Source organism: Paenibacillus mangrovi, from assembly GCF_022898935.1.
In the GTDB taxonomy this organism is placed as follows: Bacteria; Bacillota; Bacilli; order Paenibacillales; family Paenibacillaceae; genus Paenibacillus_AQ; species Paenibacillus_AQ mangrovi.
Genome location: NZ_JALIRP010000005.1, coordinates 439,613 through 465,131 on the forward strand (window position 1 = coordinate 439,613; position 25,519 = coordinate 465,131).

A 25,519-nucleotide genomic window follows, 5' to 3' on the forward strand; every position below is an offset into this window, starting at 1 on the left:
TGCCTTTTTTTCCTGTAATTCCCTTGAGCATCTCTGTGAATCTAGATGCCTTCCATCTTGATCTGAACTTCCTCAGGACGATACACGGCTGTTACCCGGCCTTCGCGGTCTGCAGCGAATAATATGCTGCGGTCGCTTTCAAGGTTGAAACTGTAGGATACTCCGGTTTGCGGGTCTTTGACCTGTACCGGGGCATCCCAGCCGAACTCGGACACAAATACATACAGGCTGCCGTCTTTAAAGCTTAATTTCCTCCCGTATACGCCCGGAAGGTCTCCGCCAGCAAGCCACTGCATATCCTGCTCCACGCCTGCCGCAGCTGCCGCATAGCGGTACAGCTCGATAATCGCCTCGTCACGGCCATTTAGCTCCAGCGGGAGGCTGCTCCAAATCAGGCGGCCTTTGCCAAGCGGTACATCCACGATTTCATCCATGGAGCCGCTTGTTCCTTCCACCGAGGCTGGGCTCTCCTTAACCACTTCCGCGATCCGCCGGTGGCCGAAGGAGACTGGCAGCAGGCGCCCGTTCAAGCCGAGCATTTCCTCTCTGCGGACATTGCTCAACTTGCGCTTGCCCAGAACTGCATCCATCCGGTCACTCGGCCGCCAGTAGGCGTCGATACCAAGCGGTCCGGTCACCAGCAGTGTCGCGCCGGATTCCTTAACCAGCTCCAGCAGCTCAGCCAGCGCATTGCTGTCCATATTGTGCGGGCTTGGCACCATAATCAGCTTAGGCATTTGCTGCCGCAGCGCGTCCAGATGATACTCAGATGCGGCTCTGAACGGCAGCTTCAGATCATAAGTCATTAGACGGGTCAATCGCGTCGTAGACTGGAAGGCCAAGGCGCGGTTGGAAAAGTCGTTCGAATACGGGAAGATAGCAACGACATCCTCCAGCTCCCGGTCCGTAAACAAATCTCGGGTCTCTCCGATGAAACGGCCGAAGTCATAGGAGATGTCAGCTTCCGGCTTTTCCGTACCGTCTGCCCGCAAGGCGCCGATATGCGATTCATTGGCGTTGTCCATATAGAAATTCGTGTTCCAGATCCAGTGGATCGCTCCGGCCCCTCCCGTGGAGAAGGCATACGCGTATTTGCGCTCCAAAATGTTCCGCAGCTCCGCTTCAGACCGCTTGGCACGTCCGTCCGGTGTTTCCACGTACATGATACCCGTTTCCTGGATCAGGTTTGGCTTTTCCGGAGTTTTGGCGAAAATGCCGTCCCAAACCAGGTAGTCGTTCAGCCACCAGGAATGCACCGTCGTATAGTCCACAGCCTTTTCATAGAAAAACGGAGAAGGACGCTGGGCTCCAAGCGCCTCGTCCTGACCGACCGTTACCAAATGATCCGGACACAATTCCTTGATGGTGCCTACAAGCTGCTCTGCCCAAACGTTATGCATATCCATGGAGAACAGGCAGTAATCCAGCCATCTTGTACCCTTTTTAGCCTTATGCATATCCTGCACGTCAAAGTTGATCTCTTCCGCTTCCGGAATCACTACCGATGCGAAATCCGGCAGCCGATCAGGCGACATATTCCAGGCCTCCTGGAGACTCCGGATGTTGCCGTGCCTGCGCTCAAGCCACTTTACGAATGCCTGATACTCAAACGGATCCCTCGCAGAACGCGGGCCATCTGAGAAAATACGCGGCGGATCAAACATCGACGGTTCATTGATCAAATCCCAGTCCACATGCGTTGTTGCCGTATGGCGGCTGACAATGCTGCGGATGAATCTCTTTTGAGCCTCTACGCTCTGCGGATCGAGGTAAGGGTTCAGCCCTTCCCACGTTTCTGGCGTAAAGGAGAAGAACGTAAAGGTAACTTGCAGACCATGGCGCTTAGCCGTCAGGAAAAAGGCGTCGATCGCCCGCAGCACTTCCTCTGATACATGCCCGTCGACCTGCATAATATTCCGGTACGCTGTCCAGATGCCGGTACGGATCCAGTTGATGCCGGCTTTGGCCATTTGGGCCATGTCCCGCTCCCAGACATCCACATTCGGCAGGAACAGGAATTTCCGCGCCACATCCGAAGTCATGTAAGTCATCCCCACGACAGGCAGAGGCCGTCCATCCTTCATAAAATAGTCGCGGCTGCGGCTAATCGGAGAGCCTTCGGCCAGGAACCGGTCGTCACGGCCCCAGAAGCCCTGGCGCAAAATCCGCACTTCTCCGTCCGGACCTTCCGCGCGGCAGACAATCCGGTACAAACCGCTTTGCACAGCAAACGGAACCGGAATACGGACAAAATTCTGCTCTTTGGTAACCTGGGCCTGGAACCGGTGTTTCCAAGTCTCCCCGCTTCCGCCATCATGACAGACTTCAAGCTCAAAGCTCCACTTCTCGGGAGCAAAGGCTCGCGATTCCCCGCGCTGCAAAATTTGCGTTTGCAGGGTAATTACAGCATGTTCACCGGACTCATAAGAAGCATAATTCGACTTCAGCGACAGCTCGGTAACCCCTCTGGAACAAAAACGTGCCCAGTTGCTCAAATGCTGCACGCCACCGCCGCTCCAAAACGCCGTCGTCAACGGCAGGAATATAAACATCCAGCGTGAACCGGCAAAGGTTACACGGGAGTTTTCCCACAGAACAACTGGTGCGGCAATATCCCGCCCTTCGGCGCTAACGCCTTTCATCAGCGGATAAATTTGCGTGCTCATTGGACCGGCAGAACCCATTTGATGCGGCAAATCGCTGCTCTTGGTCGTGTGTGGAATTAGATTCCAGACATCTGCCAGCTCAAACAGCCCTTCTTGACCGCTAAGTACCGGAATGCTGTCCGAAGCAGCAAGTGAGGCGACCTTTGATATATCCACCCGCAGAGCCTCATGAATATACAGCTCCTGATGGTAAGCCGTTTGCTCTACTTCAGGGCTCCAGACGCCGTTCTCCAGGGAAACCGGATATTTAAACGGCGCGCCCCCCGCACTGATCAGACTGCCTCCTCTATGCAAAAAGGCGGAAATCTCAGTCCAAGCTGACTTTGGAAAATACGGAGCATGCAAATTGACAAAACAGCCGTTATCAAGCCCGCGAATTGCTTCCGCCAGCTCTCCGGCACATACGACCGTTATCTCGGCATTTCCCTTGAAGTCCCCGGCCTGCGGGAGTGAACCCGCCGCGGGGAAATCAGGATCGCATAAAATAATGATGTTTTGGCTCATAGCAGGCCTTCCTTCATCGCTTTATAAACCAGCTGGGAGAATAGACTGTTAGACCAGGCGAACCATTTACGTGTAAAAATCGTCGGGTCGTCGGCATGGAAGCCTTCATGCATAAAGCCCGTGTCCGCGTCAGTTGCTTCCAGCATCGCGATCATTTCCAGTTTTTCTTCAGCCGTTTGGGCTGTCAGGCCCTGCATGGAGAGTGCCATATGCCAGACATAATCCTCAGGCGTATGCGGGCTGCCGATGCCTTTGGCCGCCTTGCCTTCAAAGTAGAACGGATTTTCCTTGCTCAGCGCAAACCGTCTTGTATTTTGGTAGATCGGATCGTCGGCTGTGGTATAACCCAGGTAAGGAATAGACATCAGGCCTGGTGTGCCGGCGTCATCCATCAGGCAGTAGTTGCCAAACCCATCCGTTTCATATGCGTAAATCGGTCCAAACTCCGGATGGCGGTAAATACCGTACAGCTGAATGCCATGGTTGACTTCAATCTCAAGCTCCTTGAGCTCCTCCAGCAGATCCATATCGCGGAATACCCACTCCGCAAACTCTTGCATTTGACGCAGCGCCACGACCGCAAACATATTGCCTGGAATGTTATAGTGGAAATCGCAGGCGTCATCGCTGGCACGGAAGCCTGACCAGATCATACCTGTATAGTTCACCGGCATTCCAAGTCCATTATTGCGCAGGGAATCGGTCAAAATGCCGTTGTTCCGTGTAAAACGGTACGGAGACTTTTCAAAATGGTACTGCTCGGTTTTAAACACATCGATAATTTTACGCAAAGCCGCTTTGAAATTCTCGTCGAAAATATCGGTAAGCTCCGTCTCTTTCCAGTACAAGTAAGCAAGACGGATAACAAAACAAAGGGAGTCAATCTCAAATTTTCGTTCCCACACCCAAGGGGACATTTCGGTCTTGTCCGTGGTGTTCCAATGCCAGTCGTTGGCCGATTCATTAAAAGCGTTGGCATATGGATCGATGTGCACATAATGGATATGGCGTTTAATCAAGCCGCCGATAATGCGCTGCAAATCGGCATCTTCTTTGGCAAACGGCACATAGTGAATGACCTGCTCCACGGAGTCCCGCAGCCAGGAGGCTGGGATGTCACCGGTTATGACAAAGGTCGTGCCGTCTTCCATCAGCTTCGTTGTCGTTTCTAGAGTATTTGGAAAACAGTTCTTGAACAGCTGCAAAAGCTTTGGTCGGTGAGCCAGCTTCTGCTCCGCTTCTTTCATTACATCCTGGATTGCCTGCGGCAGTTCCAGCTTCGGCATCGGTATTTTAGGGAGTCTGAATTGTTCCATTTAAAAACGCTCCTTTACTTGGCAGAAATAATTACGATTATCGTTAATGGATCAGGACAACAAACAGAAAATAGCAAAGCCTTCTAATTCAAAATGCGTCTACCTTCTACTTGAGCAGGATCGTTTTAATCTCATATGGTGAAAAAGACAACGTCAGTCGTCCTTCTTCCGCTTCAAGCTTCTGAACCGGTTCTTCCAGCGCATTCGACAGATATGCATCCTCAAAGGCATAAGGCCATTGCAGCCCCACCTGTTCACGGCCGCCGGAAGATTCATAGAACCGCAGAATGGTGCCTGTTCCTTCTTCCGCCGGTTTCACCGTATCCAGCACGACATGGCTGCTTTCCATGGCAATCAGCGAACCTGCCGCTGGGCGTGTTCCCGCTGTATCGGCTTTTAACTGCCGCAAAGGCACATCATCGTTCAGCTCGGCCGCGTGGCGGACGGTTTGCGCACTTCTCCAGTCCTCTTGATGCGGGAACAGAGAATACGTGAAATCATGTTCGCCAAGATCGGCGTTCACATCAGGCCACTTCGGTGCACGAAGCAGCGACAAACGGATCGTGCTGCCCTGAACGTCATAACCGTATTTGCAGTCGTTCAGCAGGCTGACGCCATACCCATGCTCGGACACATCGACAAAACGATGCCCGCACACTTCATACTGTGCCTGCTCCCAGCTGGTATTGCGGTGTGTGGCGCGCTCCAGGGAGCCAAACGGAATTTCATAGGTCGCTTTTTCAGTCACCACATCTACCGGGAAGCCCACTTTCAGCAGCTTGTGCGCTTCATTCCAGCTGACATGGGTTTTGAAGTCGATCCGCGGGTTGTGGTGATAGAAAATCACGTCCTGTTTCATTTCCGATTGGCCGATCCGCCAGCGGAAGCGAAGCACATCCTTCGTGCGGCCGGATAATACTAGCTGTTTCTCCAGCAGTTCGGCTTCCCCTGCAGGCTGCTGCTCATACCGGGTATCGATATCCCAAGCATCCCAAAGCGTCGGACGGTCATGGAAGAAGTGGAACCGGTTTGCTCGTTCGCCCTGCTTCACAATCTCACGCCCGGCCTTTTTGTCAAACAGACTGGTGATCTCGCCGCGTTCGTTAAACCGGACAAGGTAGTATTCCGTTTCCCAAGTATCGTCAAATGCGGTTTGAGCAGCCGACTCATGAACAGCTTCCGTTGCCGTGGTATCAGCAGCCGTTTTCAGCCAGATCGTTTTGTAGCCAAACGCCGGAACTTCCGGAACATATACGGAAATGCCGCTCTCTTCCTGGTCGATTTCAAGTTGCATGCCATGTTCATCATCCACGGCTATCTCGCTCTGCCGCGTTTCGATATGGATCACGACGTCGCGGCTCCAGCCAAGGCTGTTGAATACAGCATATGGGATGCCCCCATCCTGTTTGGAGGTATCAATCATGGCCGCGATCGCCTGAAGCCCCTCCTGCAGACCAGCTTCACCTTTATCAAAAATCTGATTGTATTCCTTATCCGAGGTTTCATACGTTTCTGTAATCGCAGACCCCGGAATAATGTCATGGAACTGATTCAATAGAATCAGCTTCCAGCCCTCATGGAGCTGCTGCAGCGCAGCCTCCCGCTTGGAAGCTTCCATATTCTGCTGAGCTAGCGAGTTCCACAGCTCCGCTTCCCGGTACAGAATCTCCGCTTTACGGTTGCTCCGCTTGTTGCGGGCATGGGTCGTATAGGTTCCGCGGTGCAGCTCCAGGTATAAGTCACCCCGCCACGTAGGCAGCTGCGGATCCGCTTTGGTGATGCCTTCAAAAAATTGTGCAGCTGTACTGTAGCGGCTTGCAGGCTGGCCTACCATGAGCTCGGAGCGGTCGATGTATTCCAGCATTTCACGGGTCACGCCGCCCCCGCCATCACCATGCCCGTAGAGCAGCATCTGCTCATTATGTCTGGATTTTTCCCGGTAAGAGAGCCAGTGGTCATGAATATCCTTAGGCAGCGTATTTTCATTAACTCCATGATTAAGATAAGACAATATAGGCGTTCCATCGATACCTACCCAATGGAACAAATCATACGGGAACAGGTTGGTATCGTTCCAGCCGAGCTTGGTGGTCATGAAATAGTCCACCTTGCCGTGCTTCAAAATTTGCGGCAGCGACGCGCAGTACCCAAATGTATCCGGCAGCCATTCGATATTGGATGTTTTGCTGAACTCCTCCTGGTAGAACCGCTGTCCGTACAGCATTTGCCGGATTAGGGATTCCCCGCTTGGAAGGTTCAGGTCAGGCTCGACCCACATACCGCCGACGAGTTCCCAACGTCCTTCTGCAATCCGGGCCTTTACCCGTTCAAACAGCTCAGGGTCATTGTCCTTCAGGAAAGCGAACAGCAGCGGCTGACTTTGCGCGTACCGGTACTCCGGATATTCCTCCATCAGCCTGTCGACTGTCGAGAAGGTCCGGCTCGCCTTCCGCACTGTTTCACGGACAGGCCACAGCCAGGCAATGTCGATATGCGATTGGCCGACCATATGCTCAAGTCCTTCGGCGTTCCCCCCGACCTCCTGAACCTCCTGTTTCAGCAATGCTTCTATTTCCGAAACCGCGCTGCCTTCGCGAACAGAGGCGTCATCGAGATTCACAAACCGGTCCATTGCCCGGTACAGCACTTCCATCAGCCGTACCCGCCTAAAATCTTCCTGCGGCAGCAAAACAGCTGAATCCCGTACGATTGTCACGGTGTACATCAAACTTTGTACAGCATGATTCGGCCGCACAAGCTGGCTTGTGATCGAGGTAATCGGCGGATTAATTACCGCCTGCTGGTTCAGCGGATCTACAGGCTCCGGCACCGGATCAAACAGCTCGATCTCAAGCTCTGGGGAATCTCCGATGACACGAGGATCAAGTGTTACATACGTGTGGTTGCGGTCCAGCCCCTGATATGAAGCACCATTGACGCGCAGCAAACCCTCCCCGCCCGACTTGAACACAAAGCCAAATGGCTCTCTTGTCCATTCGGCCGGGATTTGCAGCTTGGTTCTGAAAAAATATGTGGTTCCTTGCTTGCTCGGGAAAAAATCAAGCCCCTGCCCTTCCGGATAAGGGGCTGAATTCTCGTATTCACCAGGCAGCTTGTAATATGAGCGCGTGATATCCCAGGAGCGGAGCTCGATCAGCTCCAGCCACCGGTTTTCTGATAGTTCACGAATAAAACGCCTGATCCGTTCCATTATTCACCCTCCCGCACAGTTAAGGCTGTACTAAGCGTATCGTTCACATTCCTTCCGAGATGGACGTGGAACAGCCCCGGCTCAACGACCGGCTTCATATCACGTCCAATGTACTGCAGCTGCTCTTTTCCTATTTCAAAACGGACCATTTTGGTTTCGCCTGGCGCAAGCTCTACTTTGGCGAAACCTTTCAGCTCCATCAGCGGCCGACTGGCTGAGCTGACGGCATCTGTAATGTACAGCTGCACGACTTCCGCCCCAGCCATACTGCCGGTGTTGGTCACATCAACCGATACGACCGCCGATTCATTCGCTGAGATGGTGTCCGCGCTTATTGTTAAACGGTCATAGCTGTATGTGGTGTAGCTTAGTCCGTAACCAAACGGATAACGGGCCTTTGAATCTTCCTCCAGATACCGTTTGCCGCGTGAGCGTTTGCCGTTGTAATAAACCGGGAGCTGGCCGACATGCTTCGGAATCGAGACCGTGAGACGTCCGGACGGATTAACGTCCCCGAACAATATATCGGCAATCGCATGTCCACCCTCCTGGCCTGGATACCATGCCTCCACAATCGCGTCGGCATGTTCATCAACCCACGGCTCGGCTATAGGACGTCCATTAATGTAAACGACAATCAAGCGCTTGCCGAGCTTATGAATTTCCTGAATCAGCTCGAGCTGTACTCCGGCAAGCTCCAGTGTCATACGATCAATTCCTTCGCCGCACTCCATATCGTTCCAGGAACTGTCCGAGACCTTGGATGCTCCGGTCTTAAGATCGATAGTACCTTCGCCGAAATCGCGGGCACTGGATCCTCCAACCACCATCACAACGGTGTCCGCCTGCGAGGCGCAGTCCAGCGCATATTCAAAGCCCTCCCTGGAATCGCCCTTAATCCGGCAGCCTGGGGCATACAACACTCGTTCAGAATCATTCGCTAGCTTGGCCCTGATTCCCTTCAAAACAGTCGCAACTTTCTCTGGCGGCTGCGGCGATGTGTAATCACCCAGCTGGTTATAGCCATGGTCGGCATTCGGACCGATGATCGCGATCTTGCCGCTGCTCTGTCCCATAGGCAATACGTTATTTTCATTTTTCAGCAGAACGATGCCTTCTTCAGCAAGTTTGCGAGCCAATTGGGCATGCTCTTTGCTGCCAATCACTTGCTCCGCCCGGTATGGATCTACATATGGATTCTCGAACAGACCAAGCTTGAATTTCAGGGCCAGCACCCGGCTTACCGCCCGGTCCAGCACCCCAATGCCAAGACGGCCTTGGTTTACCGCTTCCAGCAGATAACGGCCAAACATTTCACCGGACATCTCCATGTCGATTCCCGCTTCGATGGCCTGAACGGCTGCGTCCATACCATCTTCGACAACGTCGTGTCCTGCAGCCAGCATATTTATAGCTCCACAGTCGGTAATGACCATACCGTCAAATCCCCACTGCTTGCGGAGAACATCCTCCAGCAATTCGGAGTTTACCGTGCAAGGCACCCCGTCAATCTCGTTGTACGCCGGCATAATCGAAGCCGCCCCGGCTTCAACCGCTTTCTTGAACGGATAAAGGTCGACTTCTAGAAGCTCCCGCCAGCCCATATGCACCGGTCCGGCGTTGCGTCCGCCCTCTGAGCTGCCGTATCCGACAAAATGCTTCAATGTTGCCGCTACGCTGCTGTCACTGTCCAAGCTGTCTCCCTGCAGTCCCTGTACCGATGCGGCCGCAAACTCGCCAATCAAGTACGGATCCTCTGCAAAGCATTCCTCCGTGCGCCCCCAACGCGGATCACGTACAACATCAAGCACCGGCGAATAAGTCACCGCCCCTCCCTGGGCGCGGGTCTCCTCAGCCACCGCCTGACACATTTCGCGGTACAAATCTACGTTCCATGTGCTGCCGAGCAGCAGCGGAACCGGAAATACGGTTCCGTCAATCGCCATATGACCGTGTGAGCATTCTTCTCCGATCAGAATCGGAATCCCAAGCCGTGAATGCTCCACCGCATAACGTTGGATTTGATTGACGGCTTCTGCCCCTTCTTTGGCAGATAATCCGTTTTCGAGCGTGACACCGGTCCACGGATCGGCGCGCAGCACCCCGTAAAGGGAGCCGACACCGCCTTTCTCCACCTGCTGTTTAAATGATTCTTTTAATGTAACGGAGCCATTTTTATATTCATAGGTTTGCCAGCCGAACGGCTGCACCAGTTGGCCCACCTTTTCTTCCAAAGTCATCAGACCTAGCAAATGCCGGGCCCTCTCCTCAGCTGGTTTCGTCTTATCTTTGTAAATCAACATCTCCACTTCTCTCCTATCTGTTTAAAGTGATGGTGTTATTATTCTTTGACGGCGCCCACGGTCAGACCTTGAACAAAATAACGCTGGAAGAATGGATATGCAAAAATAATCGGCAGCGTTGCCAGCACTACCATCGCCATCCGGGCAGTATCCTGCGGAATGGATTGAAGTGCAGTCATGCTGAGAGAGCTGTTTGCTGAATTTTGCTGAATAAACGCGATACTGTTCTCAATTCGCATCAACATGGATTGCAGCGGAACCAAATTTGGATCGTCAATATACAGCAGGGCATTAAACCAGTCATTCCAGTAGCCAAGCGTACTGAACAGACCAATCGTTGCGAGGCCCGGCAGCGACAATGGCAGCACGATTCTCAGAAAAATATAGAAGTCGTCCGCACCGTCTATCCGTCCCGATTCAATAATTGGTTCAGGAACACTAGTACTATAGAACGTACGAAGAATCATGATATAAAAAGCGTTCATCGCCAGAGGCAGGATAAGGGCCCAAAGGGTATCCTTCAATCCAAGTAGCTGGGACACAACCATGTAAGTCGGAATCATACCGCCGTTGAACAGCATGGTAATAATGGCAAACACGTTGAAAAAATTGCGGTAGCGAAAGCTTTTACGTGAAATGGCATACGCGTAAAGCGAAATAAGAATTAAGCTGATAAGGGTACCTACGAGAGTGACTACAATCGTTACGCCATAGGAACGAAGCAGCGCATCCCCGCTTTCAAATACGTAACGATAGGCGTCTAAACTCCATTTGGCCGGAATTAGCTGGTAACCGTTCGTCGCCAATGTTTTTTCATCCGTTAATGAAATAATAACGACAAATAGAAAAGGAAATACGCATATGAAAGCAAATAACCCCGCGATGATGTTAAGAACAATGTTCCAGCCACGCGACACGTTATGAAAATCTCGTTTCTTTCTGATGATATTCGCCATACCTGACACTCCTTTCAACTTTTTAGAACAGGGCGCTGTCTTTGTCGATTTTCCGTACGATAAAGTTGGACACCATGACAAGCACAAAACCGACAACCGACTGATACAGACCTGCAGCCGCACTCATACCGATTTCCCCTGTCGTTTTAAGGCCACGGTAGACATAAGTGTCGATGACGTTCGTAACCGAGTAAAGCGTACCCGAATCTCTTGGAACCTGATAGAACAGACCAAAGTCGGCATAGAAAATCCGTCCCACCGCAAGCAGCGTCATAATAGTGATAATCGGTGAAAGCATAGGGATCGTAATGTGGCGGATCCGCTGCCATTTGCTTGCACCATCGATCATGGCCGCTTCGTAAAGCGATTTGTCAATACCCATAATCGAAGCCAGGTATACGACACTGTTGTAACCGACCGATTTCCACATACTGACGAATATCAATATAAACGGCCAGTACTTAGGCTCGGAATACCACGAGATCGGCTCCACGCCAAACCAGCCTAGAATCTGATTAAACAACCCGCGGTCCATGCTCAGGAAGCTGAACGCGAAATAGCCAACGATAACCCAAGATAGAAAATAAGGAAGGAACATTCCAGTTTGATAAATTTTCGCCATTTTTTTGTTAACCAGTTCGGACAACAAAATCGCCATGGCTACGGAAAGTATGAGCCCGAGAAAAATAAAGGCAATGTTGTATAATAGCGTGTTCCGCGTAATGGTATAAGCATCGTTTGTGCTGAACAGGAACTTGAAGTTGTCCCAGCCTACCCATTTGCTTGAGGTGATACTAGCCCAAAAGCCATCACGGTTAAAACGGTACTCTTTAAAAGCCACGACTGTGCCTGCAAGCGGCAGATAGGAAAAGAAGAAAAACCAAATGGCACCGGGTAGCACCATAAACAGCATGACTTTGTTCTTAATGAGGTTTTTAAAAAAAGTAGCCATTGTGTTCCCTCCTGAAAATAAGGTATGGAAGTGAAAAAGGATCGGGCGCTTTATCACCCGCCCGATCCCGCTAAAATTTCTTTCAGTTATTACTTGTTATTTTCAGCCTTCCAGGCGTCGAGCTGTGTCTGGGCTTCAGCCATAACTTTGTCAAGACCGGCTTGCTTGAATGCTGCGATTGCTTTAGGCAGGTAAGTTTCAGGGTCTACAGTACCCGTCATCAGGGAAGACCAGAACTGTTCCTTCACGTTTTGAACTGCTGCCATTTCTGTTGCTACTTTCGTGCTGTCAAAGTTAAAGCTCAGGATTGGTGAATTTTTACCTTCAGCGTTAAATTTCTTGAATTGATCCCATTTGTCATCTGGATCATTCTGATTGAGGTACAGCAGCATGTTGTTACCCAAAGAATAAGAAGGCATATCATAGTTTTTGGATGCTGGAAGATTTTCGATATGCTTGTCGTCAATCTTCTTGTAATGTTCGCCTTCGATACCGGAATCAACCATGTTGCGAAGTACTGGATCCGTATTCAGCAAGTTCAAGAATTCCATTGCTTTTTCAGGATGCTCAGAGTTCGCGGAAATTGCCATAATCGAACCTTGAACGGATGTGTTTGTAATGATTGCGTCACTTGCTGGTGTGGAAACGACAGGGTATCCATAGCTTGCAGACCAGAGGTTGTCAGCCAACGGCTGAGTTTGCGCACGGTCCATAAACCAGTTGCCGGATGTTGTCAGGTCATTGGTGGAACCAGTCGTTGCTGCTTCAGGCGCAATATAACCTGCTTTATAATATTTGTGCATCGTTGTCAGGGCTTGTTTCATTTCTGGCGTTTCCAGAATGTTTACGATTTTATAATCGGTTGTGTCAAGTTTAACGGCCATTGGCAGATTCTGAATAACATAATCGTAAGGAACGTATGGAACATAGTTTTTATCCATAGCAAACGGCGTTACGTTTGGCTCTTTTTCCTTAATTGTTTTCAGAAGCGGCTCGATGCTGTCCAAGGACCGTACATTCGAAATGTCCAGATTGTATTTATCAACCAGGTTTTTGTTGAAGCGCCATACCTCTTGTTGAGGAAGCTCTTTGTTAGCAGGAATACCGTAGTTGTGACCATCTACCTTGGAGCCTTCCAGGAAAGCAGGGTCGATCGTGTCTTTAATGCCTTTGCCATATTTATCAAGCAGATCGTCGAGTTCCATGAACGCGCCTTTTCTTGCGTTTTGCACGTAATCGAATCCGCCTGCCGAGGTAAACATAATATCCATTGGTTCACCGGAAGCTACGTTAACCTGCATCTTTTGCTGGTAGTCGCCCCAATCAACCATTTTCATTGTAACCGTGGCATTGATCTTTTCCTGTGTATACTTGCTGACTTCAGCCATAACCTTGTCTACATCTTTTTGAGGTGTTCCGATCGTGTACCAGATCAGATTGACAGGTTTTTCAGAATCCTTCGAAGCTCCATTGGAATCGCTTCCTTTTGCGTCGTTACTTCCCCCACCGCAGCCGCTAAGGACAAGCGTCAAAGCCGTTACCATAGCCAGTGCGAATGAGAAACTTTTTTTTCTCTTACTCATGTTGTAATCCTCCCTTTTGAATTTCTTTTACGTATGTCTCTCCACCATGTAAAAAATTGCTCAAAGTCGGATCTGGTTTTTTTATATTCCGGCTTGTCTGTACTAACAAATTAACCTTACCGTATGAAAGCAGTTTCAAAAAGAAGATAAACTTAATAAAATCAGGTACAAATTAAAGAAAGATTCTTTCCTTGGGATGAAAATGTAAAACGCTTACTTTCATTGCTATTTCAACATATCCCCTGAACATCATTTCTCTAAAAAACAAAAATACCCCGAATAAGAACGGGCTCTTTTCTTGAAAGCCTCATCCTTATCCAGGATACTATTCAGCCGGTCTCAACCCAAGCCTTTAAAATCGGTTGGAGAAATACCGACATATTTTCTGAATTGTTTATAGAAATATCCCGTTTCCCAGTAACCTACGTTCCTTGCAATTTCATGTACCTTCAAATTTGTGTTTTTTAGCTGTTCCTTTGCTTTTTCAATCCGGTATTTGTTGATATATTCTGCAAATGAGTCTCCAGTTTCCTTATGGAACAACTGCCCCAGATAGACCGGATGAATATGATATTGTGCTCCCAGCGTCTTAAGCGAAAGCTCGTCCGCATAATGATTGTGAATATGGATGAGCACCTGGCTGACCACCGGATTTTTGGCATCCTGCATCAGCGAGCCGACCGTCGCTTTGGCGACTTCCTGAAGTGAAACGACCAAATCGTCAAATGTACCGCTGCTCCTTAGGTTGCTTAGCCCTTTTTTGAAAATATCCGTTTCATCAGTATGCTTAATTTGTGCAAGTTCCATCTTGAACCTAATAACCAGCTCCAGCGCGGTGTTGCGCAGGTCTTCTGGCAGGATGCCTTCCACCTTCTGCATCTGCTCAAAATCATCCCTGATTTTTTGCGTCAGACCTTCTTGATCCCTGACCAAAATGAGCTTGGCATATTCCTCCCAATGGATCGACGTTTCGGTGCCGCTACTCTTCCTATTCTCCTTAAGCGATGTGTAATCAATGATGCTAGAGTCCGGATACACCATAAAATACTCCAGGGACTGTTTTGCTTCTTTATAGCTGAGCGACGCTTCCTCAGGAAGCTGAACCACGCAGCCTATCCCTATTTGTACAGGTTCGTTTAAGCTGGACTGCTCATTCGAAATCCTTTTAAGCAGCTCTATAAAGTTCGTTTTTCCCTCGGTCCTATGCCGAAGATGACCGATCAAAACAAGGTCTCCATCTACATCGCGGAAAGAAGTGACTTCTTTTTCATCCCGAATCTGTTCGCTAATTCGGTTAAAACTCTCAACTTCCTTGGACCTTAGAACGGCAACAACCTTATATGGTTTTTCCAGATCAAATCCCAGCAAATCGGCCCGTTCCCGAAATTCACCTGCCGCAATTTGTCCAGTCAGCCAGCGGTAGAGCGTGTTGTCCTTTAAAATTTGAACATCAAACGTGCCATACAGCTCGCTCGATCTGGTGCTGTCCATTTTCTCCACCGTATTGCTCAGCGTGGATTCCAGCTCCTCCACATTGATCGGCTTCAGCAGATAGTTCTCAATTCCCAGCTTCATGCCTTCCTTTAAATAGTCGAACTCATTGAACCCACTGAGAATAATCACCTTTAAATCCGGATGAAGCTTACGCGCTTCAGCGATCAGGTTGAGGCCGTTCATCACCGGCATGGAAATATCGGTAATCAGCAAATCCACGGGAGTTGAAGCTAACGCATCCAGCGCCTGCCGCCCATTCTCCGCATGTCCGACAATCTCCAAACCAAACGATGACCAGTCCAAAATATCGTATAATCCCTCAATAATAAACGGTTCGTCATCAACAATAAACACTTTATACATCTTCAGCATCCGTTCCTTCCTGGCTTGGGTAATTCACGGTAATGACCGTTCCTCTCTCAGGCCAACTGTCAATCTCGATTCCGTAGGCGGGTCCATACAGAAAACGGAGACGACTGTGAACACTTCGGAGGCCAAACATCTGACCTGTCTCCTCCGGCTTCTCCAGCTCTTCTCGAATTTCCTCCAGGCGCGTAGGCTCAATACCTTTTCCGTTATCGGTAATCACGGCAACCAGCATATTGCCTTCTTCCCTTACCTCAATGGTCAGATGATTATCAAATCTCTCTGTTTGGATACCATGAATGATATAATTTTCAATAATAGGCTGAAGCGACAGCTTAATCATTGATTTACCGGCAAGTGCCGGATCGTGCGTAATCGAGTAATTGAATTTTTCCTTGTACCGGATTCTAAATAACTCAAGAAACAGCCGGCAGGCTTCCAGTTCATCCTTAAGCGTGTAGTTTCTTTTCTGCTGCACGAGACTTTTAAACAGCACCGATAAGCTATAAATCATTTCACCGACGTCTCTGGCCCCCTGCGAAATCGCCCTCATCCTAATAACCTCAAGCGTGTTGTACAGGAAATGGGGATTAATCCGCGCTTGAAGCGCTACCAATTCCGTCTGCTTTTGTTTGATTTCCGCTTTATACACCCGTTCAATATACAAATTCAGCTCGTCCAGCATATCGTTAAAGCTTCGCGATATTTGACCCAGCTCATCCTCACGTGGATCGTCAATTCTGGCAGTGAAATCACCGTTTTTGACCTTGCGTGTAAATTGGATGATTCGGTTGGTTCGTTTTGCAAAATTGGTAATAAAAAGGGCCGGGAAAAGGATAGCAAACAAGATGCAAATCACACTGATCATCATGATCGTTTGGCGTATGCCAGAATAGCTTGCTGCTATTTCATTTTTGGGAATCGCTCCAATCACGACATATCCCCCTTCCGGGGAAATCAGCTTGTTAATATACATATCTTTCCCGCTTTCTGTTAAGCCCGCATGGGGATCATCAAAAAGAGAGTCGGAAATGTCGACGTAAGGATATCTTTTTCCGTAGTACTTCCCTTCTGAATCAAAAAGCACGCTTCCCGTTGAAGAGAGAACAACAATACTCCCTTTGTAGCTGTTCTTGTAAGCTGCAAGCGCATTTGAGATGCTATCCGAGTCCATGTAGACTATTAACTGACCGGAATTTTTCAGCTGCTTGTTATTAATCGGAATCCGGATCGCATAGAGTGATTGATCCCATTGATCAGCCGCTTTACGGATCCAATAGTTTGGAGCAGATATGCCTTTGGCTTCCATAGCCATCACATCTGGGATATAGGAATTCGCGACATTGGTTGGAAGCTGTTTAAACTGTTTGTTGGGTTTGAACATAGACAAATATTGACGGTCCGAACTGTACAGCATAATATTTCGGATGTCGCTGTTCTCGTCCATTTTATCTTGAAAATACTGAAGCACATCCGTTGAATATCCGCCCGATTCATTACTAAACCGGTCCATTCGGTATTGCACATATTCAGCATAAGAATTCTCCATCAAAAAGGAGATATTGGAGTACAGCGCTTCATTACGATACATATCCCTTGCAATATTCTCCACTGCCTCATACCGGCTGTCGATGTAACGGCTTACACTTTCCATGGCGGCTTTTTGATTGTCGAACTCTTTGTTCACAATCGACTGCGACAAGGACGATACCATTAGATATGATAATATAACAATCGTTACAATTGCGATGAAAGTGAAGATTACCAGGATCTTCATGAACATATTGTTCTTAAAGTAGTTTCTGTATATTCTTCCGATCCCCATGCACGCTCCCCCCTGAAGTCGTGGCCAGTTAGAACAGACCTGCTCTCCAATTATATCATACCCCTGCAGTGACCCTTCGCTCAGCCTGCTGGACCAGCCTAAATACCTCTTTAATCAACCACCTATAGCAGGTTATCGGGGCTTGATTATACTAGAGTAATTACCCGGGAAATTGGAAAGGATGTTCCACATCTCTTTGCAGAAACTTGATTAGCTGTGTATTGCCTTGTAAGAAGCAACTAGTCTAATGATAACTCTTTCATTTCCATTTATTCAAATGGAAGAATTATGTATAAGGCTAAGACAACAAAGAGCCAGCACCCTGGTTTCCCAGAATACTGGCTCTTTCTGCTGTCCTAAGCCACGGATTATTCCGTTGTGTAAGGCAGCAACGCGATTTGACGGGAGCGTTTGATCGCAATCGTCAGCATGCGTTGGTATTTTGCACTCGTACCGGTTACACGGCGTGGCAAAATTTTTCCACGTTCGCTGATGAATTTCTTCAGCAGGTCTGTGTCTTTATAATCAATGTGAGTAATTTTGTTCACAGTGAAGAAGCACACTTTACGACGTTTGTTACGGCCGCCACGGCGAGCCGGTCTTTTATCGTCTCCGCCTTCTCTTTGTTTAAAAGCCATGCTGTTCAGTCCTTCCCATATTTAAAATGGCAAATCATCATCCGAGATATCAATCGGTTTTCCGTCATCGGAAAAAGGATCTTGATTGGAATTGTTCCGGGAGTAATTATTTTCGCGGTTTCCGCCTCCAAAAGAGGTCTCTTCACGCGGAGCTTGACCACCGCTGCCGCCGCCATCGCGGCTCGACTCCAGAAAACGTACATTATCGGCAATGACTTCGGTGACGTATACACGTTTACCTTCGTTATTTTCGTAATTTCGTACCTGGATACGACCTTCAACTGCCGTTAAACGGCCTTTGCGCAAGTAGTTTGCACAGGTCTCAGCAAGCTGTCTCCAAGTCACCACTGGAATAAAATCCGCTTCCCGCTCCCCGCCCTGCGACGTAAACGGTCTGTCTACAGCCAGCGTGAACTGCGTTACCGCAACTCCGGCAGGAGTATAGCGAAGCTCAGGATCCTTGGTTAAACGGCCAATCAAAATTACACGGTTCAGCAATCTAGTCCCCTCCTTCGAACGAATTCATCACTTACGCCAAAAGCTTGGTCTTAAGCAACGTCAAGAGTAATGAGATAACGAATAACTTCGTCAGAAATTTTCATGATACGCTCAAGCTCGGCAACAACTTCAGGAGTTGCACTGAAGTTTACCAGAACAAAAGTACCATCACGGAATTTCTTGATCTCATACGCAAGACGGCGTTTACCCATCACTTCATGCTTCGTGATTTCTCCACCGCTCGAGATAATGCCTTGGAACTTTTCGACTACAGCTTGAACAGCTTCTTGTTCAACGTCCGGACGAATAATGTACATTACTTCATATTTGCGCATAACTTTCACCTCCTTATGGACTTCGGCCCCTGATCGAGTCAGGAACAAGGAGCGAGCCTAAACTCGCACCATATTAATATAACAAATAGTCATATCAGATGCAAGTTATTTGCTTATTAACCCCTATTATTGGCATACAAAAGATTTATACGATTCGGCATGATGTGTAAACACTACAGAGGCAGTCCATTCTCTTGTACAAGGAGGTATACTTATGGGTGAAAAAACTGAATTCGAACCGGGAGATAAAGCACCAAACCCTGGAGTTTATATGGAGGTTGGCGAGGCCAGCTTTCATACTGAAATCCAAGACCCGAAGATGATCACGCTTGAGCGAGGCGAGACCTTCCCGAAAACCACAAACAAAGACCGTAAGTGGAAAAAGCAAACCAAAGCCAAGGTCCATTAATTTTTTTCTAAACGATGAATAATTCTGTGTAAACTGCAGATAATACAATTAGACGGTTACGAGAGAGGTGTGGTTCCGTTGGGCCTAAGCTGCGTAACAAATCACTGGAAGTCAGAAACAGCATAACATTATAGAAGCGGAGGGACGTGCCAAAGACATTCTGTCTGGAGCAATCCCAGATTGCTCCTCGGCTTATCCAAAGTTTCATGTGACGTGTTTGTTGTAGAACGAATTCCAAAATCCATTTAAGTACCGTCTGCCAAATAGAAGGACCTTCGGGTCCTTCTTTGGTTTGTCAGCTGTTTGTCTTCTTAAAATGTAAAAAACCCTTGGCGATGACGGGGCCAAAGGTTTTGTCCAATTACGTTATTCTATGAAGTATATTTGATGAAAAAGGGAATGTGGCGGAAAGAGAGGGATTCGAACCCTCGCACGCCTTGCGACGCCTAACTGATTTCGAGTCAGCCCCCTTGGACCTCTTGGGTACCTTTCCGCAGCAAGATTTATTGTATCACAACATTACAAAAAATGCAAGACAGGCCTTACAAAATTACTTTTCGCCTGCCTCTTCTCCTGCTTCCTTGGAGCGCAGCACTTTCTTCATATTTTTCTCGAATTTTGCACGAGGGATTAAGACACTATGCTGGCATCCGACGCACTTGATCCGGATATCCATTCCCATACGGATAATTTCCATTTCATTGCTGCCGCACGGGTGATTTTTTTTCATTTGAACAATGTCCCCGAGCCCAAACACCTTGCGTTCCATAGCCTACTCTCCCCCTTCTGCTACCGATAATTCGGATAACGATTCTTTTTGCATTTCCTCGAATTCCATGGCCTGTTTGATATTCTCCAAAATCGTTCGTTCCACCTGTGACCTTGTATTGGGTTCGCACTGAGCTACAACGCGGATAACGTACTCGCTGGTGGTCATGGATTGGATTCCGAGCACATCTGGCACGGCAAGAATACTTCCTTCCCGCTCCTGCAGACCGGCCAGTGCCTCCTTGACCAATCTCACCGTATCTTCAAGCAACCGCTCGCTTTTAATCGGCAAATCCACCATCGCAACGGCATTGGATATTGAATAATTCGTTACGCTTGTAATCAACCCGTTCGGCAGAATGTAGGTTTCCCCATTCATGCTGACGATCCGGGTGGTACGAAGTCCTATCAATTCAACAGTCCCTTTATAAGTCCCCGTCTGAATGACATCTCCTACCGCAAATTGGTCCTCCAGGATAATGAAGAAGCCAGTAATGACATCCTTGACCAAACTCTGAGCACCAAAACCAATGGCAAGACCTAGCACACCAGCACTCGCCAACAGCGGTCCGAGATCAAAATGAAATTCGGAAAGAATCAGCAGCACCATGATGAAGTTACAGGTAACGGCTGTTACGTTTTTCAGAAGCTCTCCAACCGTGGCAAATCGGCGGGGGTTCGTGTTGATTCTGCTTTGTTCCCTTTGCGATAACGTCCGGTCAATGATTTTGGATACCACACGGATAATGATTCGGGTAACGATAAAAAGAACAATGATGCGGATCCCGGAAGATATAAGATTCATCCATTTGTCCACATCCGTAAGCCAGCTCCATATTTGATCACTGAACTTCACCGCTTTTTCCACAGTCCCTTCAATTCCTACACTCCCTGCTTCCAGCCAGTATGGATTGATCACTTCCTCTACCTCCTATTCTTCGATGCATATATATCTATCTTTGTTGTCTTTATAGTAGATTCCTCTGATTTCCACATGCTCTTGCTTCATAATTTGCTGTACGGACATCAGCTCTTCCTTCGGAAACTGAATGGATAACGCACAGCCCGCAGTGATGGTTTTGGGCGTAGGATAAAGATCGATTTCGATATCGGCATACTCTAGCAGCATTTCCGCCCGAAGCGCCTGCTGTGTCGAGTCGAAGGCAATTAACAACCACGATTCCATTTTTCTCATGCCGCCTTCCGCTCAAATAAATTGCTTGTCCCCAGGAAGTATAAAAACATGCAACCATCCATATACTAGATACTACCATTTGTATTTGAAAGGAAGATTCTATGACACAGCTGCCTAACCCTTCCCAGCAACAGCAGCTTTCATGCTTAAAAATACCACATACGGACCCTGAAATCCATTCTGCTATCATTCACCGTCTTTTGTTTCACTTGTCACAGGCTAAGGATAAACAGCAGGTTATCGTCGTTTGTGTTGGCACGGATCGTTCTACCGGAGACTGTCTTGGCCCTTTGGTTGGTACTGCTCTAGCACGCTATAAAAGCCCTTGGTTTCATCTGTTTGGCACTCTTGAGGAACCCGTCCATGCCGTGAACCTTCAGGAAACGCTGTCCTCTATTTACGCCTTGTACGATAATCCTTTCGTAATTGGCATTGACGCATGCCTTGGTCAATCCTCAAGTGTAGGCTGTATCCAGGTCGCGAGTGGACCTTTAAAACCCGGTGCAGGTGTACATAAAGAATTGCCGCCGGTTGGCGATATCCATTTGACGGGTATCGTTAATGTCGGCGGCTTCATGGAATATTTTGTGTTGCAAAACACGCGTTTAAGTCTGGTTGTTCGTTTATCGGAGATCATTGCCACGAGTCTTAATGAAGCCATTCAAGAATGGAAGACCCGCTCTACCCTTGTTGCAAGGCTAGATTGATCGCTTCCACTTCTTCTGGAGACAAGGCATACGACGACTCGCCGACCGCAAGCGGTTTGGCATATACATAGGAGCTGTCACGGCTGTACAGAGCTGAAATGACAACTCCATTTTTCTTTTCATCCACAATCGCGATCGAGAAGCTCAAATCGCTTCCTTGGCCAGTAAACGCATTGTATCGCTTAATGCCCACCTGTCCTTTTACCTGCTGCATCTTGGTTAACAGAAGCTCCAGCGATTTACGCTGCTGCTGCTGCTCATCCTCAATGCTGTCCATTTGTACTTTCAAATCAATCAGCAGCGTCTCGAGATTCTCTACCCCGCTCCCTGCCATCATCAAATCGTATTTTCGGCGCATCTTTCTGAGCTTTGCACCCTGCGTAAGCACCATAACGAGCAAGATCAAAATGAGGAGTATTACCCCGCCGATAAACCACTGCAGTTGTTCCATAATTAAACTATTCAAGTCCGACATTGCTGTTCATTCCTTTTCCTCAATCTTGATCTAACCGGTTATTTTTTTGTTTTTACTGATCAACGGGCAACTCAAATTTTCCATACACATGCCATTTTATTATGCCCTACCGCAAATCCTTTTTAAAGCATCGACCAGTATACCCGCTTCTTCTATCGTGGAGTCTATACCCACACTTGCCCGAACCGCTCCGGTCTGCAGCGTCTGAGCCGCTTCATGCGCGAGGGGTGTACAATGCATACCTGCACGAACAGCAATGCCATACTCCCGGTCCAGCCGAAAGGCGATCTCACTCGAGTCCATCTCTGACGAGACAAACGATACAATCCCTGTTTTCGGTTTTCTTAGATCCGGTCCCAGAATCCGCAGACCCTGTATATCTTGTATACCTTCCATGATCCGCTGCGTCAAGTTCCACTCATGCTGATAGATCCGTGAGGTAGATATCTCTAGTATTTTCTCAACGCCGGCCCTCAAACCAGAAATCCCTATCGTGTTGGGTGTTCCCGCTTCATACCGGTCCGGACGGACAGCAGGTTGCTCGATTTCCTCGGATTGACTCCCAGTCCCTCCGTGCATAAGAGGCTCCAAGTCGATGGTTGGGGATATGTAGAGCCCGCCCGTTCCCTGTGGTCCAAGCAGTCCTTTATGACCAGGGAAAGCAAGCAGGTCTATATGCATTACATTGACATCAATTTCAAGACATCCTGCACTTTGTGCCGCATCCACCAAAAACACCGCACCCTGCTCATGTGCCATTTTTCCGATTTCCGCAATGGGTAAAATACTTCCTAGCAGATTAGAACTATGACTACACACAACTAGTTTGGGACGCTTCGCCAACGCCTCTTTAAGCCGCCGCTGATCGAGCTCACCTTGGCCATTGACCGGAATATACTCCACTTTTATCCCAAGGGTTCTTCTCAGAAACTCCAACGGACGTCTCACAGAATTATGTTCAACCATCGTTGCGACAACATAGTCGCCTTCCTGAAGCAATCCCTTTATCGCCAGATTCAGAGCCTCCGTTGTGTTATGAGTAAATACCACATCATTGGGATTAGAAACCTTAAACAGGCGAGAAAGAACCCGGCGCGTCTCAAACAGAACTCTACTGGCCTTCACTGCCATCTGGTGACTTCCTCGTCCGGGATTGGCTGCCGCTTCCGCCATGGCCGCCTGCATAGCTTGCATCACTTCAGGAGGTTTAGGCCACGACGTAGCAGCATGATCTAAATACACGAGCGGCTTCACTAGAGTTCCTCCTTCTCCCCGGCTTCTTATGCGCTCTGCATCCTCCCAGCAGATATTTGTTATAAGAGACCAATCTCTCACATCATACCTTTTCTACTCTCTCAAGAAAAACGTCTGTCGATGTACTTTCACTGAAGACAGACCGCGTTTAGCAGTAGTTTTTCTAGCGATATCAGGATGCGTTTCTCGAAGTTTTTATACTTTTTGATATCTAAAAATAGAGAATGACATATCCTCCCCCTTGCTAGGGATACAGCCGGATATGTCACTTAGCATGTTCATAAGATCGCTCTTACTGCAAAAGCTCCAACAGTCGTTCCAAATCCTGTTTACTGTAATAATTCAATTCAATTTTACCTTTGTCTTTGTTCTGTTTGATCTTAACCGTCGTCCTGAATCTTTCTCGCAAAGATTCTTCCAGATTATCGATATAAGGATCACGTTTTTTCACTTTGACTTTGTTCTTGTCCACGGCTCTACGATCTAGATTTTTAACTGCCTCTTCCAGATCCCGAACACTCCACTCATTGGCTACACACTGCTTGGCAAGCTGTTTGATGAGTGCCGGATCCTTCAGACCTACAATGGCACGCGCATGTCCCATGGACAATGTTCCACGTGAAACATAATCTTTTACTTCCTCAGGAAGCGAAAGTAATCTTAGAAAGTTAGCAATATGGGATCTCGATTTCCCCACCTTAAGAGAGAGTTCTTCCTGAGTGAGTGAATACTGATCCATCAGACCTTGATAGGCAACCGCAACCTCCATTGCATTCAAGTTTTCACGCTGCAGGTTTTCGATCAAAGCGATCTCCATCACCTGCTGGTCACTAAAGCTGCGGACTACCGCAGGAATGGTTGCTTTACCGCAGAATTGTGAAGCACGGAACCGTCTCTCACCAGCAATGATTTCATAGCCCTTCAACACGCTGCGAACAATTATAGGTTGAATCACGCCATGCTGACGAATGGACTCAGCTAATTCCTGAATAGACTCCTCATTAAAATCTTTTCGCGGCTGATATGGATTCGCACGCAGTTGGCTGAGTGGAATCTCCACAATTTTGTCATCATCATTGATGGAAAGGGAAGGAATTAAGGCATCAAGTCCTTTGCCCAGTCGTTTACTCATAAGAAATCACTTCCTTTGCCAACTCTAAATAAACTTCTGCACCTTTAGACCGAGGATCATAAGTCATTATGGATTGTCCATGAGACGGTGCTTCACTAAGCCGGACATTACGTGGAATAATCGTGCGATACACTTTATCTTGAAAGTACTTTTTCACTTCTTCAATCACCTGAATACCAAGATTTGTGCGGGCATCCAGCATTGTGAGAAGTACTCCTTCAATCTGGAGCGATGTATTCAGATGCTTTTGTACCAGACGTACAGTGTTAAGTAGCTGGCTCAATCCTTCAAGCGCGTAATATTCGCACTGGATCGGAATAATGACCGAATCGGCTGCAGTTAACGAGTTAATCGTCAAAATACCCAAAGAAGGCGGACAGTCTATTAGAATATAATCATAGTTCGCCTTAACGAGATGCAGCGATTTTTTAAGACGAAGCTCCCGAGAAATGGTTGGAACCAATTCAATTTCCGCGCCTGCCAGCTGTATGGTAGCCGGAATGATATGCAGTCCTTCGACCTGTGTCTCAAGAATCGCTTCCTTGGGATGAACTTCATTGATGATGACATCATAGATGCAGTTGGTAACATCGGCTTTATTCACACCCACACCGCTCGTGGTATTGCCTTGCGGATCAATATCTACAAGCAGCACTCTTTTACCGAGCGAAGCCAGACCTGCACCGAGATTGACGGAGGTCGTCGTCTTCCCCACTCCGCCTTTTTGGTTTGCTATGGCAATGATTTTAGACACTCAATTTCACCTCATTGTGTATGAAAACTCTTCTTGTAGGTCACGGGATTGTGTTACACAGCAAAACAACCGGCTGCATACATCCTGGAAGAAGCTTCACTGCATCTGATCCTGACAGAACATGAGGACCATTCTCCAGGTACAAACTGAAACGGCTTCGCCCTGCACGAGTGCATTT

The 25,519-nt window shown here is 48.3% G+C and carries 21 protein-coding genes and 1 tRNA gene; 2 read left to right on the forward strand and 20 right to left on the reverse strand.

What is annotated here, in order from left to right; translation table 11 throughout:
• Nucleotides 1–41: 41 nt before the first annotated feature.
• From MUG84_RS14990 to rpsF, 12 genes are all read right to left on the reverse strand, one after another.
• The gene (locus MUG84_RS14990; protein WP_244725976.1) at nucleotides 42–3,170 is read right to left on the reverse strand and encodes a beta-galactosidase; all 3,129 of its coding nucleotides are present in this window, start codon (nucleotides 3,168–3,170) and stop codon (nucleotides 42–44) included.
• Nucleotides 3,167–4,486: a glycoside hydrolase family 125 protein gene (locus MUG84_RS14995; protein ID WP_244725979.1), complete on the reverse strand. Its 1,320-nt coding sequence runs from the start codon at nucleotides 4,484–4,486 to the stop codon at nucleotides 3,167–3,169. The genes MUG84_RS14990 and MUG84_RS14995 overlap by 4 nt, the downstream gene beginning before the upstream one ends.
• Before the next feature lie 106 nt (nucleotides 4,487–4,592).
• Nucleotides 4,593–7,697, reverse strand: coding sequence for an alpha-mannosidase (locus tag MUG84_RS15000; protein ID WP_244725981.1), 3,105 nt, complete (start codon nucleotides 7,695–7,697; stop codon nucleotides 4,593–4,595).
• The gene (locus tag MUG84_RS15005; protein ID WP_244725983.1) at nucleotides 7,697–10,000 is read right to left on the reverse strand and encodes a glycoside hydrolase family 3 N-terminal domain-containing protein; all 2,304 of its coding nucleotides are present in this window, start codon (nucleotides 9,998–10,000) and stop codon (nucleotides 7,697–7,699) included. Before MUG84_RS15005 ends, MUG84_RS15000 begins: the two co-directional genes overlap by 1 nt.
• A gap of 38 nt (nucleotides 10,001–10,038) precedes the next feature.
• Nucleotides 10,039–10,956, reverse strand: a complete 918-nt coding sequence (locus tag MUG84_RS15010) for a carbohydrate ABC transporter permease (RefSeq protein ID WP_244725985.1) — start codon at nucleotides 10,954–10,956, stop codon at nucleotides 10,039–10,041.
• Between the two features lie 22 nt (nucleotides 10,957–10,978).
• Entirely contained in the window at nucleotides 10,979–11,908 is a 930-nt protein-coding gene (locus MUG84_RS15015; protein ID WP_244725987.1) for an ABC transporter permease, read from the reverse strand.
• Nucleotides 11,909–11,997: 89 nt separating this feature from the next.
• On the reverse strand, nucleotides 11,998–13,491 hold the full coding sequence (locus MUG84_RS15020) for an ABC transporter substrate-binding protein (protein WP_244725989.1): 1,494 nt from the start codon (nucleotides 13,489–13,491) through the stop codon (nucleotides 11,998–12,000).
• A 339-nt stretch (nucleotides 13,492–13,830) separates the two neighbouring features.
• Nucleotides 13,831–15,348: a response regulator transcription factor gene (locus MUG84_RS15025; RefSeq protein WP_244726104.1), complete on the reverse strand. Its 1,518-nt coding sequence runs from the start codon at nucleotides 15,346–15,348 to the stop codon at nucleotides 13,831–13,833.
• On the reverse strand, nucleotides 15,341–17,176 hold the full coding sequence (locus tag MUG84_RS15030) for a cache domain-containing sensor histidine kinase (protein WP_244725991.1): 1,836 nt from the start codon (nucleotides 17,174–17,176) through the stop codon (nucleotides 15,341–15,343). Before MUG84_RS15030 ends, MUG84_RS15025 begins: the two co-directional genes overlap by 8 nt.
• Nucleotides 17,177–17,544: 368 nt before the next feature.
• Nucleotides 17,545–17,814: a 30S ribosomal protein S18 gene (gene rpsR, locus MUG84_RS15035; RefSeq protein ID WP_244725993.1), complete on the reverse strand. Its 270-nt coding sequence runs from the start codon at nucleotides 17,812–17,814 to the stop codon at nucleotides 17,545–17,547.
• Nucleotides 17,815–17,835: 21 nt separating this feature from the next.
• A complete protein-coding gene (gene ssb / locus MUG84_RS15040; protein ID WP_244725996.1) occupies nucleotides 17,836–18,312 on the reverse strand; it encodes a single-stranded DNA-binding protein in 477 nt (158 codons plus the stop codon).
• A gap of 50 nt (nucleotides 18,313–18,362) precedes the next feature.
• Nucleotides 18,363–18,647, reverse strand: a complete 285-nt coding sequence (rpsF, locus tag MUG84_RS15045) for a 30S ribosomal protein S6 (protein ID WP_244725998.1) — start codon at nucleotides 18,645–18,647, stop codon at nucleotides 18,363–18,365.
• A gap of 214 nt (nucleotides 18,648–18,861) precedes the next feature.
• On the opposite strand from rpsF, the gene MUG84_RS15050 reads away from it, so the two are divergent.
• Complete coding sequence (locus MUG84_RS15050; protein ID WP_244726000.1) at nucleotides 18,862–19,056, forward strand: YjzC family protein; 195 nt, start codon at nucleotides 18,862–18,864, stop codon at nucleotides 19,054–19,056.
• 402 nt (nucleotides 19,057–19,458) lie between these two features.
• Here the strand turns inward: MUG84_RS15050 and MUG84_RS15055 are convergent.
• The 4 genes from MUG84_RS15055 to MUG84_RS15070 all read right to left on the reverse strand — a co-directional run bounded on the left by MUG84_RS15055 (nucleotide 19,459) and on the right by MUG84_RS15070 (nucleotide 21,010).
• A tRNA-Ser gene (locus tag MUG84_RS15055) sits at nucleotides 19,459–19,549 on the reverse strand.
• A 57-nt stretch (nucleotides 19,550–19,606) separates the two neighbouring features.
• Nucleotides 19,607–19,825 carry a DUF951 domain-containing protein gene (locus MUG84_RS15060; RefSeq protein WP_244726002.1) on the reverse strand — a complete coding sequence of 73 codons (219 nt, stop codon included), beginning with the start codon at nucleotides 19,823–19,825 and terminating at the stop codon, nucleotides 19,607–19,609.
• 3 nt (nucleotides 19,826–19,828) lie between these two features.
• Complete coding sequence (locus MUG84_RS15065; protein WP_483310668.1) at nucleotides 19,829–20,740, reverse strand: mechanosensitive ion channel family protein; 912 nt, start codon at nucleotides 20,738–20,740, stop codon at nucleotides 19,829–19,831.
• Between the two features lie 15 nt (nucleotides 20,741–20,755).
• A complete protein-coding gene (locus MUG84_RS15070; protein WP_244726007.1) occupies nucleotides 20,756–21,010 on the reverse strand; it encodes a putative Se/S carrier protein in 255 nt (84 codons plus the stop codon).
• A gap of 110 nt (nucleotides 21,011–21,120) precedes the next feature.
• On the opposite strand from MUG84_RS15070, the gene yyaC reads away from it, so the two are divergent.
• Nucleotides 21,121–21,726, forward strand: a complete 606-nt coding sequence (gene yyaC, locus MUG84_RS15075; protein ID WP_244726009.1) for a spore protease YyaC — start codon at nucleotides 21,121–21,123, stop codon at nucleotides 21,724–21,726.
• Here yyaC and MUG84_RS15080 read toward each other — a convergent pair.
• The 4 genes from MUG84_RS15080 to MUG84_RS15095 form a co-directional block, all read right to left on the reverse strand.
• Nucleotides 21,701–22,201, reverse strand: coding sequence for a DUF4446 family protein (locus MUG84_RS15080; protein WP_244726012.1), 501 nt, complete (start codon nucleotides 22,199–22,201; stop codon nucleotides 21,701–21,703). The two genes, yyaC and MUG84_RS15080, sit on opposite strands and share 26 nt — an antisense overlap.
• A 99-nt stretch (nucleotides 22,202–22,300) precedes the next feature.
• Complete coding sequence (locus MUG84_RS15085; protein WP_244726014.1) at nucleotides 22,301–23,455, reverse strand: aminotransferase class V-fold PLP-dependent enzyme; 1,155 nt, start codon at nucleotides 23,453–23,455, stop codon at nucleotides 22,301–22,303.
• 292 nt (nucleotides 23,456–23,747) lie between these two features.
• On the reverse strand, nucleotides 23,748–24,587 hold the full coding sequence (locus tag MUG84_RS15090; protein ID WP_244726016.1) for a ParB/RepB/Spo0J family partition protein: 840 nt from the start codon (nucleotides 24,585–24,587) through the stop codon (nucleotides 23,748–23,750).
• Nucleotides 24,580–25,341 (reverse strand): ParA family protein, encoded by a 762-nt coding sequence (locus MUG84_RS15095; RefSeq protein WP_244726018.1) that lies wholly within the window; start codon nucleotides 25,339–25,341, stop codon nucleotides 24,580–24,582. Before MUG84_RS15095 ends, MUG84_RS15090 begins: the two co-directional genes overlap by 8 nt.
• Nucleotides 25,342–25,519 lie beyond the last annotated feature (178 nt).

Bases quoted from the DNA above. Each gene is read 5' to 3' on its own strand.
- MUG84_RS14995 (WP_244725979.1), bottom strand. From the start codon at position 4,486: ATGGAACAATTCAGACTCCCTAAAATACCGATGCCGAAGCTGGAACTG.
- MUG84_RS15030 (WP_244725991.1), bottom strand. From the start codon at position 17,176: ATGGGGATCGGAAGAATATACAGAAACTACTTTAAGAACAATATGTTC.
- MUG84_RS15025 (WP_244726104.1), bottom strand. From the start codon at position 15,348: ATGTATAAAGTGTTTATTGTTGATGACGAACCGTTTATTATTGAGGGA.
- MUG84_RS15090 (WP_244726016.1), bottom strand. From the start codon at position 24,587: ATGAGTAAACGACTGGGCAAAGGACTTGATGCCTTAATTCCTTCCCTT.
- MUG84_RS15020 (WP_244725989.1), bottom strand. From the start codon at position 13,491: ATGAGTAAGAGAAAAAAAAGTTTCTCATTCGCACTGGCTATGGTAACG.
- rpsF (WP_244725998.1), bottom strand. From the start codon at position 18,647: ATGCGCAAATATGAAGTAATGTACATTATTCGTCCGGACGTTGAACAA.
- MUG84_RS15050 (WP_244726000.1), top strand. From the start codon at position 18,862: ATGGGTGAAAAAACTGAATTCGAACCGGGAGATAAAGCACCAAACCCT.
- MUG84_RS15010 (WP_244725985.1), bottom strand. From the start codon at position 10,956: ATGGCGAATATCATCAGAAAGAAACGAGATTTTCATAACGTGTCGCGT.
- yyaC (WP_244726009.1), top strand. From the start codon at position 21,121: ATGACACAGCTGCCTAACCCTTCCCAGCAACAGCAGCTTTCATGCTTA.
- MUG84_RS15015 (WP_244725987.1), bottom strand. From the start codon at position 11,908: ATGGCTACTTTTTTTAAAAACCTCATTAAGAACAAAGTCATGCTGTTT.
- MUG84_RS15000 (WP_244725981.1), bottom strand. From the start codon at position 7,697: ATGGAACGGATCAGGCGTTTTATTCGTGAACTATCAGAAAACCGGTGG.
- MUG84_RS15070 (WP_244726007.1), bottom strand. From the start codon at position 21,010: ATGGAATCGTGGTTGTTAATTGCCTTCGACTCGACACAGCAGGCGCTT.
- MUG84_RS14990 (WP_244725976.1), bottom strand. From the start codon at position 3,170: ATGAGCCAAAACATCATTATTTTATGCGATCCTGATTTCCCCGCGGCG.
- MUG84_RS15005 (WP_244725983.1), bottom strand. From the start codon at position 10,000: ATGTTGATTTACAAAGATAAGACGAAACCAGCTGAGGAGAGGGCCCGG.
- rpsR (WP_244725993.1), bottom strand. From the start codon at position 17,814: ATGGCTTTTAAACAAAGAGAAGGCGGAGACGATAAAAGACCGGCTCGC.
- MUG84_RS15060 (WP_244726002.1), bottom strand. From the start codon at position 19,825: ATGGAACGCAAGGTGTTTGGGCTCGGGGACATTGTTCAAATGAAAAAA.
- MUG84_RS15080 (WP_244726012.1), bottom strand. From the start codon at position 22,201: ATGTCGGACTTGAATAGTTTAATTATGGAACAACTGCAGTGGTTTATC.